13 protein-coding genes are annotated in these 13868 nt (G+C 71.0%); 7 read left to right on the top strand and 6 right to left on the bottom strand.

What is annotated here, in order from left to right; all coding sequences use genetic code 11:
- The first annotated feature begins 161 nt into the window (after positions 1 to 161).
- The 6 genes from ACYVK7_RS15775 to ACYVK7_RS15750 all read left to right on the top strand — a co-directional run bounded on the left by ACYVK7_RS15775 (position 162) and on the right by ACYVK7_RS15750 (position 5436).
- Positions 162 to 725, top strand: a complete 564-nt coding sequence (locus ACYVK7_RS15775) for an RNA polymerase sigma factor (RefSeq protein ID WP_460888672.1) — start codon at positions 162 to 164, stop codon at positions 723 to 725.
- A complete protein-coding gene (locus ACYVK7_RS15770) occupies positions 722 to 1654 on the top strand; it encodes a zf-HC2 domain-containing protein (RefSeq protein ID WP_460888671.1) in 933 nt (310 codons plus the stop codon). The genes ACYVK7_RS15775 and ACYVK7_RS15770 overlap by 4 nt, the downstream gene beginning before the upstream one ends.
- Before the next feature lie 47 nt (positions 1655 to 1701).
- Positions 1702 to 2178 (top strand): group III truncated hemoglobin, encoded by a 477-nt coding sequence (locus ACYVK7_RS15765; RefSeq protein ID WP_460888670.1) that lies wholly within the window; start codon positions 1702 to 1704, stop codon positions 2176 to 2178.
- Entirely contained in the window at positions 2175 to 2849 is a 675-nt protein-coding gene (locus ACYVK7_RS15760) for a helix-turn-helix transcriptional regulator (protein ID WP_460888669.1), read from the top strand. The genes ACYVK7_RS15765 and ACYVK7_RS15760 overlap by 4 nt, the downstream gene beginning before the upstream one ends.
- A gap of 149 nt (positions 2850 to 2998) precedes the next feature.
- Positions 2999 to 4336, top strand: a complete 1338-nt coding sequence (gene gdhA, locus ACYVK7_RS15755) for an NADP-specific glutamate dehydrogenase (RefSeq protein WP_460888727.1) — start codon at positions 2999 to 3001, stop codon at positions 4334 to 4336.
- A gap of 86 nt (positions 4337 to 4422) precedes the next feature.
- Entirely contained in the window at positions 4423 to 5436 is a 1014-nt protein-coding gene (locus tag ACYVK7_RS15750) for a LacI family DNA-binding transcriptional regulator (RefSeq protein ID WP_460888668.1), read from the top strand.
- A 14-nt stretch (positions 5437 to 5450) separates the two neighbouring features.
- Here the strand turns inward: ACYVK7_RS15750 and ACYVK7_RS15745 are convergent, their stop codons facing one another.
- The 5 genes from ACYVK7_RS15745 to ACYVK7_RS15725 all read right to left on the bottom strand — a co-directional run bounded on the left by ACYVK7_RS15745 (position 5451) and on the right by ACYVK7_RS15725 (position 12317).
- On the bottom strand, positions 5451 to 7835 hold the full coding sequence (locus tag ACYVK7_RS15745; RefSeq protein ID WP_460888667.1) for a glycoside hydrolase family 31 protein: 2385 nt from the start codon (positions 7833 to 7835) through the stop codon (positions 5451 to 5453).
- A gap of 71 nt (positions 7836 to 7906) precedes the next feature.
- Positions 7907 to 8728, bottom strand: a complete 822-nt coding sequence (locus ACYVK7_RS15740; protein WP_460888726.1) for a carbohydrate ABC transporter permease — start codon at positions 8726 to 8728, stop codon at positions 7907 to 7909.
- Positions 8729 to 8733: 5 nt separating this feature from the next.
- Positions 8734 to 9666 (bottom strand): carbohydrate ABC transporter permease, encoded by a 933-nt coding sequence (locus ACYVK7_RS15735; protein ID WP_460888666.1) that lies wholly within the window; start codon positions 9664 to 9666, stop codon positions 8734 to 8736.
- Positions 9667 to 9727: 61 nt separating this feature from the next.
- The gene (locus tag ACYVK7_RS15730; RefSeq protein ID WP_460888665.1) at positions 9728 to 11023 is read right to left on the bottom strand and encodes an ABC transporter substrate-binding protein; all 1296 of its coding nucleotides are present in this window, start codon (positions 11021 to 11023) and stop codon (positions 9728 to 9730) included.
- Positions 11024 to 11348: 325 nt separating this feature from the next.
- Positions 11349 to 12317, bottom strand: a complete 969-nt coding sequence (locus tag ACYVK7_RS15725; protein WP_460888664.1) for a squalene cyclase — start codon at positions 12315 to 12317, stop codon at positions 11349 to 11351.
- A gap of 108 nt (positions 12318 to 12425) precedes the next feature.
- Between ACYVK7_RS15725 and ACYVK7_RS15720 the strand changes: the two genes are divergently transcribed.
- Positions 12426 to 13043 (top strand): VOC family protein, encoded by a 618-nt coding sequence (locus ACYVK7_RS15720; RefSeq protein WP_460888663.1) that lies wholly within the window; start codon positions 12426 to 12428, stop codon positions 13041 to 13043.
- 256 nt (positions 13044 to 13299) lie between these two features.
- Here ACYVK7_RS15720 and ACYVK7_RS15715 read toward each other — a convergent pair whose 3' ends face one another.
- Positions 13300 to 13590, bottom strand: coding sequence for a helix-turn-helix domain-containing protein (locus tag ACYVK7_RS15715; protein WP_460888662.1), 291 nt, complete (start codon positions 13588 to 13590; stop codon positions 13300 to 13302).
- Positions 13591 to 13868 lie beyond the last annotated feature (278 nt).

Here is a 13868-nt window from a genome sequence, read left to right as displayed (position 1 = left end):
CAGTTCCGGTCGTCCCAGTTCCGGTCGTCCTCGCTCTGGTAGTCCTCGTAGGGCTTCCGTCACAGGTCCTTACGTCGCGTGGCGCCCGGACGGATCTCTCGCCGGACGGCGCAATCCGGGAAAGGGAGATCCACGAGCGGTACGTGTGCGTAGGAAAGGACATGACGGCATCGGACGAGGCGCTCCTCGCCGGGATGGCCGCGGACGACCCGGACGCGGCTGCCGTGTTCGTGCGCCGTCACCAGGCGCGGGTGTACGGGCTCGCGCTCTTCGTCGTCGGCATCCCCGCGGTCGCCGAGGAGGTGGCCCAGGAGACCTTCGTGCGCGCGTGGCGGCACGCCGACGCCTTTGACCCGCGCCGTGGCCGCGCCACGACGTGGCTCCTCGCGATCGCCCGGCACGCAGCGATCGACGTGCTGCGTGTGCGGCGTGACGTGCCCGTCGACCCCGTGGTCATGGCGGAGACGGTCACCAGGGGGACGGTCTCCGACCCCGACCGCCTCGCCGAACGCGTGGTGACCGGCACCACCGTGAACGCCGCCCTCGCACGGGTCCCGCGGGACCAGGCGACGGCGGTCGTGCTCGCCGCGGTCTTCGGGCTCAGCGGAGCCGAGATCGCCGAACGGACCGGGGTACCGCTGGGCACGGCGAAGACCCGCATCCGCCTGGGGCTGCGGCACCTGCGCGACGAGCTGAAGAGCACCCGGGAGGTCGAGACACCATGACGACCGAGCCGTGGACGACGGGACGGTGCGCCGAGCTGCGGGACGCGCTCACCGAGGTGGCGCTGGACGTCGCCGACGGCACCACGCGCGGCATGGTGATGGCGCACCTCGCGACCTGCGAGAGGTGCCGGGACGACCTCGCGTCGCTGGCCGGCACGGCCGACGAGCTGCTCCTGCTCGTCCCGGAGCGGGAACCCTCCGCGGGTTTTGAGAACCGCGTCCTCGCCCGGCTCGCGCCCGGACGGGACGCGCGCTCCTCCGCCGCGCCGCGCCCGGCCGACCGATCCGCCGGGCCGGCCGGCTCGCCCGGCCGGGCCGCCGGCCGTGTCGAACCGGCCCGCCCGGCCGCCGTCCGGCGGCACCGGGCACGGAGGGTCGTCCTCGCGGGGGTCCTGGGCGTGGGGCTGCTCGGCGTCGGCGGCGCGGGGGTGTGGGTCGCCACGGAACCGGACCGCGACCTCGCCGCCGCCTACCGCACGACGCTCGACACGGCGGACGGCCGCTATCTCGCCGCGGCCGATCTCGTGACGGACGAGGCGTCCGGGAGCCCGGCGCGGTCGGTCGGCACGGTCTTCCTCTACGAGGGCAACCCGTCCTGGGCGTACGTGGTGGTCCGCGACGGCGCGGCGCCGAGCTACACGGTCACCGTCACCGTCGCCGAGGACTCCGGAGCCCAGCACTCCGGAGCCCAGGACACCGGAACCGACGACACAGCAGCCGACGACCGGGCCGACGCCGCGGACCGCTACCCCTACGGGTCAGGTCGCACCCCCGCACCAGGTACTCGCGAGGTCTCGCTCGGGTCGTGCGTCGTGGACGGCGGCACATGCTCGGCCGGTGGCGTGCTCGACGTCGCCGTGCACGACGTCGTGACCGTCCGGCTGACCGCACCGGACGGGACGGCGTGGGCGACCGCAGAGCTCTCCTGATGCTTTTAAAAGCACTCAACCACTTTTTATTCAGGTACGCTGACCACATGGCAGACCTAGCGGTTCGGGCCGATGTCGAGCAGATGGTGACGGCGTTCTACGAGTCGGCGTTCCAGGACCCGTTGATCGGCCCGGTGTTCACCGAGGTCGCGCGGCTGGATCTCGAGCATCACCTGCCGATCATGTGCGACTTCTGGGAGACGGTGCTGTTCAACGCCGGCCTCTACCGGCGCAACGCGCTGCAGGTGCACTTCGCGCTGAACTCCAGGCACCCGCTCGGTACCGAGCACTTCGAGCGGTGGGTGAGCCTGTGGACCGCCACGATCGATGCCCGGTTCTCCGGGCCGGTCGCGGAGCGTGCCAAGCTGCAGGCGGGCCGGATCGCCGAGTCCATGCAGCGGCGCCTGGCCGGCCGGTCGGGCAGCCTGCTCGAGACGATCGGGCGCCGCGAGGGCATGGCCCCCGCACCGAAGATGCCCGCTCCGAACATGCCCGCACCGAACATGCGGGGATCAGTCCGATGACAGGACGAAGCGAGGACTACCACGCCGCACTCGCCTCGACCAGCCGCCGGCAGGTCCTGGACGTCCTGCTGGCGGCGCCCGAGCCGCTGGACGCCACCGGCGTCGCCGAGGCGCTGGCGCTGCACGTCACCACCGCGCGCTTCCACCTGGACCAGCTCGCCGACGCGGGTCTGGCCCGGCGTCGGCCCAGCGCGGAGAAACGACGCGGACGGCCGCGCATCCTCTACGCGCCGGCCGGGGCCGCGCACGACTCCGATGCCCGCGAACAGCTCATCGGGGTACTCGCCGACACGCTGGCCCGCGAGAACGAGCCGGCCGCCGACGCGACCCGCGCGGGCCGGCGGTGGGCCGACACCTTCGACGAGCCTGCCGCCGACAGCCCCGTCGCGGGCCTGGTCGAGGTGCTCGACCGCATCGGGTTCGACCCGGAGCCGGCGCCGGACGAGCAGGCGATCCGGCTGCACGCCTGCCCGTTCCGCGGCGCCGCACGGGAACACCCCGAGGTCGTGTGCTCGGTGCACCGCGGCCTGGTCCAACGGCTGCTCGAGAACACCGGGCCTGCGGCCCAGCTCGTGCCCTTCGTCGAGCCTGAGCTGTGCCTCATCACCCTCGACCGGCCGGCGGCGACGGCCGCCACGACCCGACGGCCATCACGCACCGCTCCCGATTGAAATGCGGCTTGTCCTTTCTATCACCGACCAGAGGCCGGGTCGCACCACTCGTCGTGCCAAACCGTGGGACGCCAGGACGACCTCCTGACGCCAGTGCGTATCGTGTCGCTGCCCTTGCACCGCCCGAACGGAGAAATCGCGTGCCCCACTTGGACGAGCGCCTCATCCCGGTCTTCGACGAGGTCATTACCCGCAATCCCGGGGAGACCGAGTTCCACCAGGCCGTCCGTGAGGTCCTGGAGAGCCTTGGCCCGGTCGTGGCCAAGCACCCCCAGTACACCGACGCCGAAGTGATCCGGAGGCTGTGCGAGCCCGAACGGCAGATCATCTTCCGGGTGCCGTGGACCGACGACTCCGGGCGCGTGCAGCTCAACCGCGGGTTCCGCGTCGAGTTCAACTCCGCCCTCGGCCCGTACAAGGGCGGCCTGCGCTTCCACCCGTCCGTGTACCTCGGGATCGTGAAGTTCCTCGGCTTCGAGCAGATCTTCAAGAACTCCCTCAGCGGGCTGCCGATCGGCGGGGCCAAGGGCGGCAGCGACTTCGACCCCAAGGGCCGCAGCGAGGCAGAGATCATGCGGTTCTGCCAGTCGTTCATGACCGAGCTGTACCGCCACCTCGGCGAGTACACCGACGTGCCCGCGGGCGACATCGGCGTCGGCCAGCGCGAGGTGGGCTTCCTCTTCGGGCAGTACAAGCGGATCACCAACCGGTACGAGTCCGGTGTGCTCACGGGCAAGGGCCTCAGCTGGGGCGGGTCCCAGGTGCGCACGGAGGCCACCGGGTACGGCACGGTCTTCTTCGTCAAAGAGATGCTCGCCCACGCCGGGGACTCCTTCGACGGCAAGCAGGTCGTCGTGTCCGGCTCGGGCAACGTGGCGATCTTCGCCATCGAGAAGGCCCACCAGCTCGGCGCCCGCGTGGTCGCGTGCTCCGACTCCAACGGATACGTCGTCGACGAGGCCGGCATCGACCTCGACCTGCTCAAGGAGATCAAGAACGGCCACCGCGGCCGCGTCGCCGACTACGCGGAGCGCCGCAGCAGCGCACGGTACGTCGCCGGCGGGTCGATCTGGCAGGTGCCCTGCGACATCGCGCTACCGTGCGCCACGCAGAACGAGCTGAGCGCCACCGACGCGAAGAGCCTCGTCGAGAACGGCTGCCGCATCGTCGCGGAGGGGGCCAACATGCCGACCACACCCGACGCGATCCGGTTCCTCCGCGACGCGGGGGTGCGGTTCGCCCCTGGCAAGGCCGCGAACGCAGGCGGCGTCGCCACCAGCGCGCTCGAGATGCAGCAGAACGCCTCGCGCGACTCGTGGAGCTTCGAGCACACCGAGGAACGCCTCGCGGAGATCATGCGGGGCGTCCACGACCGCACGCTGGAGACCGCCGACGAGTACGACGTGCCCGGCGACTACGTGGCGGGCGCCAACATCGCCGGCTTCACGAGGGTCGCGGACGCCATGCTCGCCCTCGGCCTCATCTGACGACCGGCCGTCCGGCAGGCTACCGGGCACCGCTCGCCGCACCGGCCGGCGCCGGGCGGTGCGCGCGCCGACGGTAGCCTGCCGTCATGGACCGGGTGACCCTGCAGGACGTCGCGGACCGCGCGGGCGTCTCGATGAAGACCGTGTCCAACGTCGTCCGCGGCTACCGCCATGTCAGCCCAGGGATGCGGGAGCGCGTCCAGGCGGCGATCGACGAGCTCGGCTACCGGCCGAACAGCACCGGCCGCAGCCTGGCCACCGGCCGGTCGCGCATGCTCGGGCTCGCGTTCCCCGACCTCCGGCGCCCGTACTTCGCCGAGCTCGCGCACGTGTTCGCCCGCGTGGCGGCGGCCCGCGGGTACCGCATCCTGCTCGCCGAGACCGGCGCGACGGCCGACGGCGAGCGCTCCGTGCTGCGCGACCGGGAGCACGGGATCATGGACGGGATGGTCATGCAGCCGCAGGCGCTCGCCGCCCGCGACCTGGACGAGCTGCGCCACGGCATGCCCGTCGTGTTCCTCGGTGAGGACCCGCAGCCGGCGGACGCCGACCAGGTGGCGATCGACAACGTCGCCGCCGCCCGCGACGCCGTCGGCCACCTCGTACGGACCGGACGCCGCCGCATCGGGTTCCTCGGCCACGAGACCGGCCCCGCCTCCTACACGTCCGCGCAACGGCTGGAGGGCTATCGCGCCGCCCTCGCCGACTCCGGCCTCCCCTACGACCCCGACCTGCTCGTACCCCGCGGGTCCGGCGACGCGCCCGGTGCCGAGCAGGCGCTCGACGCCGCGCTCGGCGCAGGACTCACCCTGGACGCGCTCCTGTGCCGCGACGACCTCGCCGCCATCGGCGCGCTGCGCGCCCTGCGCCGGCGAGGGCTGGACGTCCCGGCCGACGTCGCGGTCATCGGCTGGGACGCCATCGAGCTCGGCGCGAGCACCGTACCGAGCCTGACCTCGGTCTCACCGGACACCCGGGCGCTCGCGGAACGCACCCTCGACCTGCTCCTCGACCGCCTGGGCGGGTTCGCGGAACCGGGCCGGCACGTCACGGTGGGCCACCAGCTCCTGTTCCGCGAGAGCGCCCCGCGGCTCCCCTGACGGCTGAGCTCCGGTCAGCCCCCGACCACCGCCAGCTGCTCGACCAGCGCCGCGCGCACCGGCTCCGGCAGGTCCACGGCCGCGAGCTCCGCCAGCCTCTCGGTCGCGGTCCGCTCGCTGCGCACGATGTCCCATGCCTCCAGCTTCTCCGGGTTCCCGGCCTGCGCGGACTCCAGGATCACGCGTGCCGCCGCGCGGCGGTCCGTGCCGACACGGAGCGGGCCGCCGCCGACCCGCACGACCGTCTCCCCCGCCGTCGGCGCGGAGGCCGTCACGCTCCACCGCCCGTCGACGCCGCTCACCTGGGCCGGCACACCGTCGACCGTCACCTCGCCCTCGGGCAGTGCCGCCAGGAACGTCGCCGTCCACTGCCGCTCGGCGGGCAGCACGGTGGTGTCCCCCACCGCGGCGATCCGGAGCTCGCCGCGTTCCCGAGCCCAGGACAAGGCGGTCCGCGCCGCGGGACCGCCGCCCTCACCCACGGAGTCGTCCTCGGCGTCCTCCGCCAGGACCAGCTCGCCGGAGGCTCCCGGGGCGACCAGCACCTCGAGCGCCGCCGGGTTGCGGGTGGCGTCGAGGTCGGAGCCCGCGTCGAGCGGCAGGATGCCGCCCGCGCGCAGCAGCACCGGGATGGACTCGTCGGTCCGGTGCATCTCCACGGTGCGGTCGCCCTGGTAGACGGCGCCGGTGAAGATGTCGGTCCACAGCCCGGCGGGCAGCCACACCCGCACGCTCCCGCGCAGGGACGCGGCGTCCCGCGGCGAGGTGATCGGCGCGACCAGCAGCTCGCTGCCGAACGCGTACTGGTTGGGCACGGTGTACGCCTCGCGGCGCCGCGGCTCCAGGTGGTACATCGGCCGGACCAGCGGCACGCCCGCCGCGGCACGGTGGTTCATCGTGTGCAGGTACGGGATCATCCGGTGGCGGAACCGCAGCGCGTCGGCCATGGCCGCGTGGTGCTCGGGCGGGAAGACCCACGGCTCCTTGCGGATGAACGGGTTGTTCGCGGAGTGCAGCCGCATGATCGGGGAGAACACGCCGAACTGCACCCAGCGGGTCGCCAGCTCGTCGTCGCGCACGCCGCGCGTGTGCCCGCCGATGTCGTGGCTCCACCACGAGTAGCCGATGTTGGCGGCGGTGGCGGTGAACTCGGGCTGGAACGCCAGGGACGCCCACGAGACGACGGCGTCGCCGGAGAACCCGACCGCGTACCGGTGGCTGCCGGGGCCCGCGTAGCGGGAGAACGTCATGCCCGGCCCGTCGTCCCTGGCCGCGTCGATGTGGTGGTAGTGGTTGAGCACCCACAGGGGGTCCACGCCGGGCAGGCCGGAGGTGCGGCCCTGCTGCCAGTCGATCCACCAGAAGTCGACGCCCTGGGCCTCCAGCGGGTGGTGCAGCTCGCGGAAGTAGGCCTGCAGGAAGACCGGGTCGACGGGGTCGAAGGGAATCGGCTCCCCGCCGTCCGGGTCGACGCCCATGGCGCGGGCCATGGCGGGGTACGCGTCCTCGAAGGCGCGGACGCCGTCGGCCGGGTGCAGGTTCAGCGTGGTGCGCAGGCCTCGTTCGTGCAGGGTGCGCAGGAAGCGCTCGGGGTCGGGGAAGAGCGTGGGCTCCCAGGAGTAGCCCGTCCAGCCGTTGCCGAACTCGGGCGGCACCGACCCGACGCGGTGCCAGTCCATGTCGATCACCGCGACGGACAGCGGGATGCCCTCGTCGTCGAACCGGTCCATGAGCGCCAGGTAGGACTCGTCGCTGTACGGGTGGTAGCGGCTCCACCAGTTGCCGAGCGCCCAGCGCGGCAGCCGCATCGGGTGCCCGGAGACCTCGTACAGGTCCTGGACCGCGTCGGTGTAGTCGCGGCCGTGAGCGAACACGTACAGGTCCTGCCGGCCGGGAACGCGCGAGCCGACCCAGCCGTCGTCCTCGAACAGGAACGACGCCGAGTCGTCGACGACGGCGATCCCGTCGGGCGCGACGACCCCTGGCTCGAGCTCGGTGCGGCCGTCGACGTCGTCCAGCGTGCGGGCCGTGCCGCCGAGGTCGCGCGTCGGTTCGCCGTACCGCCAGCGCCCCGCGTCCTGCCCCAGGACCTCGACGACCAGCCCGCTCGCGGAGAACTCGCCACCGTCGTAGCGCAGCCGGGCACGAGCGGTGGTGAGCACCACGCCGTCGCCGACCCGTTCGACGGCGAACTCGGCGGCGGGCAGGTCCCGGCGGATCGCGAACGCGGAGGCGCGGTCCTCGAAGCCGCCGTCCGTCGAGCGCTCGAGGCGGAAGACGCCGTCGGACAGGACGGTGATCCGCCAGCCCGTGCCGTGCACCTGCTGCTCGGTCCGCGCACGGGGCGCCGCGTCCGGCAGGGGCCGGATGACGGGCAGGCTGTCGACGATCTCTGACATGAAACTCCTCGTGCTCAGGTGGGTGCTCGGGTTTGTGCTCGGGTCTGTGCCCAGCTCGGCACTCGGCCGACTCAGTGCTTGACGGCACCCTGCGTCACACCGCTGATCACCCAGCGCTGCGCGAACAGATAGACGATGATCGTCGGCGCCATCGCCATCAGGTACGACGCGAAGGCGACGTTGTAGTTGGTGCCGAACTGGCTCTGGAAGATGTTCTGCACGACGGGCAGGGTCTGCAACGTCGGGTCGGACGTGATGAGCGACGGCATCATGAAGTCGTTCCAGGACGCGAGGAACGCGAAGATGCCGACGGTCGCGTTCATGGGTCCCAGGAGCGGCAGGATGATCCGCCAGAAGATCTGCCAGGTGCTCGCGCCGTCGATGCGGGCGCTCTCCTCGAGCTCGATCGGGATCGAGCGCAGGTACGCGGTGTACAGCAGCACGCTGAAGGAGAGCTGGAACATGGCGTGCAGGATGCCGACGCCGACCGGGTTGTCGAGGCCGGCGAACGCCGTGAGCTGGATCTGCGGCAGCGCGACGACCGGGAACGGCAGGAACAGCGCCACCAGCAGGTAGATCATCGACCAGCGGAAGAACCGGTGCGACCAGTTCCGCGCGATGGCGTAGGCGGCCAGCGAGCTCAGCAACAGGGTCAGCACCACGGCGAGCGCCGCGACGCCCACCGAGATGCCGAACGAGACCGGGAAGCGGGTCAGCTCCCAGGCCTCGGCGAAGCTGGCCGGGTTGAACGGCGCCGGCAGGGAGAACGCGTTGCCGTCCGCCGACTGGGCGCTCGACTTGAACGCCATCGACAGGGTCACGTACAGGGGCACGAACACCGTGAGCGTGGCGAGGCCGAGGACGATCGTCAGGGGCCAGTTGGTGCGGTTCACGGTTTTCACAGCTGGACCGCCTTTCCACGGGTGGCGACGATCTGGGCGACGGAGATGAGGGCGGTGACGATCAGGAACACCGTGGCGTTGGCCATCTGGTAGGCGTAGTCGCCGCCGGTGAACCCGCCGAAGATCGTCATGGCGACGCTGCTCGTCGCGGTGCCGGGCCCTCCGCCCGTCAGACCGACGATGACGTCGTACACGCCGAGGTAGCCCTTCACGCCGAGGATCGTGTTGATGAGGATGAAGCCCGCGATGAGCGGCACGGTGATGGACCGGAACTGCCGCCACGGGGAGGCGCCGTCGAGCGCGCTGGCCTCGTAGAGGTCGCTCGGGATCGACGTCAGTCCTGCCGTGTAGACGAGCAGCGCCCCGGGGATCGTCTGCCAGGCGGACACGATCACGATGGAGAGCCAGGCGAGGTCCGGGTTGCCGAGGATGCTCTCCTCCAGCGGCCCGAAGCCGACGGCGGTGGCGAGCGCGGGCAGCGAGTTCGAGAACAGGAAGTTGAACACGTAGGCGACGACGATGCCGGAGACCACCATCGGGATGACGAAGACGGTGCGGAGCGTCGTCGCGAAGCGGATCCGCCGCGACAGTGCCACGGCGAGCGCGAGGGCGATCACCTGCGCGACGACGACGGTCACCACCGCGAAGCCGAGCGTGAACCCGTACGACTCGAGGATCCGCGGGTCGCTGAACAGGGCCGCGTAGTTGCGCAGGCCGAGGAACGACCAGTCACCGAACCCGACGTAGTCGGTGAGGCTGTAGAAGATGCCGATCAGGGCGGGGACCACGACGAACGCCGTGAACACGAGCAGCGTGGGCACCAGGAACAGGTAGTACACCGGCTCGACGCCGCGTCCGCTGCCCGTACGGCGGGCCGGCGGGCCGGCCTCCGCCACGGAGGGCACGGGCAGGGTGGCTTGTGCGGTCATCGTCGCTCCTCGCTGAGCTGGGCGATCTGGTTCGCCACGGATTGATACAACGTTGTGTCACTCATACGGTGGCCTCCCGTCCCGCGAGGCGGCGCCAGTCGGCGTCGAGCTGGCGGAGCATGCCCTCGAAGTTGCCGCTGCGGATGGCCGACTGCAGGTAGTTGCCGAGCGGGATCGACGTCGGCACGAACGTCCCGGCGCCCTGGTAGAAGGCCGCGCGGTCGACGTAGTCCTGGAGACCCGCCAGGCGCTCGTCCCGCTGCGGCGGGGCGTCGGTGAGCGTCGAGTACGCCAGGTTGTCGGCGTTGTAGGCGTTGATGATCTCCGGCCGCATCAGGAATTCGACCAGCTCGCGTGCCTCGTCCTGGTGCCTCGACGCCGTGGGGATCCACAGGCCGAGGTCGATGTTGACCCTGGCCTGCCGCTCGTCGGGGTTCTCCGAGACGGGCAGCGCGAACGTGCCGACCTCGAGATCGGGGTCGACGATCGCGATCTGGCTGAGCGCCCACGGGCCCTGCAGGTACATCGCGGCCTCGCCCTTGCCGAACGCGAGGTTGCCGTCGGCGTACGCCCGCACCGCATGGTCCTTGTTGAAGTACGAGGAGATGGTCTTCGCTCGCTCCATCGGCACGGCGAAGTCCTGCTCGAACGAGACGTCGGAGTCCGGGCCCACGTCGGTCCCGAGCTCCTTCATGCGGCGGAAGAACTCCCCCGGCGCCACCAGACTGCCGACCGAGTAGTCGAACAGGCCCTGCCAGAGCGTCCAGGTGTCCCGGTCGGTCGCGTAGATCGGGGTGACGCCGGCCCGGGTGAGCTCGTCGCACACGTCGACGAACTGGGACCAGGTCTCCGGTACCGGCAGCTGGTGCTCCGCGAAGATCTTCTTGTTGTAGATGACGCCGGCGGCGGCGAGCGAGTACGGCAGGACGCTCGTGCGGCCGGGGTAGGTGGCGTACTGGTCGGTCAGCACGCCGATGTCGGTCCGCACGGTCCGCGCGGACGGCAGGTCGGACAGGTCGCCGAGCACCCCGCGCTTGAGGTACCGGGCGAGCTCGAGGTTGTCGTTGAAGCAGCCGACGTCGGCAGGCTCGTTGCGCACGAACTGCGGCGCGATGGCCACCGTGGAGTCGTGCACGACCGTGATGCCGGGACGCGCCTTCTCGAAGCGGCGGAGCAGCTCGTCGAAGTACGCGATCACCTCCTGCTTCTGCTCGTAGAAGCGCAGGGTGACACCGCCGCCACCGGCGGCTCGGGAGGCCGGCGCACACCCCGCTGCGCCGAGTGCGACGAGGGCCGCCGAGCCGGCGAGGAACGAGCGACGGTTGAGCGAAACGGAACGACTGGGACCTGAACTCACGCTGCATCTCCCTTGATCACTGCGACTCGCGGAATTTACAGCGCTGTAAATTCCTGCGTCAAACGGGTGTCGGCGGGCGGGACGGGCCCGCCAGGGTCGGATCGGCCCCGGGACCGGCCCCGCTCGAAGCCGACTGCAGAGTTGGTCGCGGCCCGCGCCGACGAGTGCAGAGTTGGTCGCGGTTCTCCGGCCTCTCACCGCGACCAACTCTGCAGTCGGCGTCGACGGCAGCGACAATGTCTGCAGTCGACGGCGGGCCCGGGCGCTGGTCGCATGGCCGACGCCTCTCAGCCGGACGATCCACCCAGGACATCAACCCGGGACATCAGCCCCGGAAGGCGCAGCGCCCCCCACCGTCCCACCAGTCGAGCACCCGTGTGCCGTGGAACGTGAGCCACCTCGAGGGCTCCCCCGCCGGCACGTCGACCTCGAACCAGACCCGCCCCGGGAGTCGGCCCTGCTGCAGCCAGGTCCCGTCCGGACGACGGGCGGTGCGCACCACCTCGACCGCATCGGCGAGCCGCTGATCAGGCCCGGCGCCGTCGTGCAGCGCCGCTGCGCGGAAGTAGTCCAGGGCATGCAGGGCGCTGCAGACGTAGCGGAACGGGTAGGCGAACCAGGTCGCCCAGGGACCGACGAGCTCGCCCGTGGACAGCCGGCGCAGCAGCCGTCGTTCCAGCAGGTACTCCTCGCCGGCCCGCCGGGCGGCGCGCAGTTCGTCGCTCCCGCCGGTCACCGCCTCGTAGTACAGGAGGCCCTTCAGGGAGTTGAGGGTGGAGTGGAACGACGAGCGGGTCGAGCCCTCGACCCACTCGCAGTTCCACCCGCCGTCGGGCAGGCGGTGCTCGACGAACCACTGGGCGATGCCCGGGACGTCCGCGCCGAGCCATGCACCGTTGGCGAGCGTGAAGCCGTTGATGCAGCAGTCGACCTCGCCGTCCCAGTAGGGCAGGTCGTCGTACTCCCACCGGCTGTTCGCTGCCAGCTTCTCGGCCGTGCCGGCCAGCGCGGCGGCGTCGAGGCCCCAGTCGCGCAGGGTGTTGAGCGTCCAGGTCGTGGCCGTCCAGGGCTGGCCCTCCTCGTCGCCCTGGAAGTCGGCCGGGAAGTACGCTCCGCCCGCCCACTGCCCGTCAGGGTCCTGCCGTGCGAGCAGGCCTGCGCCGAGACCTTCGGTGGCGACGCGGGCTCGGGTCGCCCGCCAGACGGGCTCCGGCGCGTCCGCGAGGTCACGCTCGACCTGCCAGCGCAGGGCCGGGTCGGTGTCGAGCATCCAGTCGAGCAGCGCTGGCGACATGGTGAGAAGGCTACTTTTCAGCGCGCGGGTCCGCCAGATCCTGGCCTGTCAGGGACCGGTCAGGAATCGAGAAGCGCCCGGAGCCGCGCCGAACCTAACGTGATGGGCATGGCACACATCGACTCCGTCACCCTCGAGGTGACCGACCTCAGCACCGCAGGTTCCTTCTACGACGCCGCGTTCGACCTGGGCGACCGGCTGCACCTCCGCGAGACCGACGCACCGACCAGCGGCTTCCGCGGGTACCACCTGTCACTGATCTCCTCCCAGCCGGGCGACGTCAACGCCCTGTTCGACTCCGCCGTCGCCGCGGGGGCCACCGTTCTCAGGCCGGTGGCCAAGTCCATGTGGGGCCACGGCGGCGTGGTCCAGGCACCCGACGGCGCCATCTGGAAGCTCGCGACCTCGGCCAAGAAGGACTCCGCACCGGTCTCCCGGAAGGTCGACGAGATCGTGCTGCTCATCGGGGCCGACAACGTGTCGGCGAGCAAGAAGTTCTACGTCGAGCGCGGCCTGACCGTGGGTAAGAGCTTCGGCTCGTACGTCGACTTCACGATGGGCGCCAGCCCGATCGGGTTCGGCCTGTACAAGCGTGGCGCCCTGGCAAAGGACGGCGGGGTGGCGCCCGAGGGGACGGGCTCGCACCGGATCGCGATCAACAGCGACCTCGGCGAGTTCACGGACCCGGACGGCTTCGCATGGGAGCCGGTTCGGGTGAGCCGGTAGGGGTGAGGGCTGCCCGCCAGTCGAACGTGATCTCCGAGTACACGCCTCCGTCGTTACACCGGGCATCCACCAGGTCGTACAGCTGGAACTCCTTGACCGGACAGTTCAGCGCGTCGCACTCCGCGCGAGACGCGAAGTCGTCCGGGCTCACCGACGCGTTCGTCTTCGGATCTACCGTCCATCCATTGATATGGAGCCCCTGCCCCCACCTCGCACGCAGGACCGGCCGCCCGCCCTCTGTGAACCTGTTCGGTGGTCAGGACGCTGGACCAAAAAGCCGCCCCCGCTCGAGTGCGTCGGCCTGGCGGAAGCAGTCCAGTGCGGTGACTTGACCGATGATCGGCAGCAGGTGGCGCCAGATGCGGGAGGCTGTGGCCTGGGAGACGCCGAACAGGTCACCCGTCAGCTGCTGAGCAAGGTTGTGCCAGGCCGTGATCAAGCCATCGACACGGCCTTGCCGAACGGCATCACGATGGCTTATTGGCCCCAGGTCAACGCGCTGGCGGCCGGAGTGGACCGGCCAACAGCGGGCGATCAGCTCGGCCATCTGGGCACGAGTCAGCCTGGCAGTAGAGCGGTAGCGCATCGACCCGTCGTTCGGCTCGACTGGTGGTCTCGACAACCCCGATCCAACAGACACGAGGACCATTGCGCTACCTGCCGAACCACGCCCTGCCCCAGCAACGATGCTGGTCAAGCCGCTACGAGACCGCTCCCGAGCCTCGCACGCTGAATAACGCTCTTAGACCTCGTTTCAGAATGACCGGCCTGGGAGTTTGCGCCAGCAGATGATGGCGCAGGCCAGGTGCATGAGTCCGAGGTGGA

It is taken from the genome of Promicromonospora xylanilytica (assembly GCF_054782895.1).
Note: the sequence above shows the minus strand (reverse complement) of the source record. Positions and strands in the feature narration are given on the sequence as shown.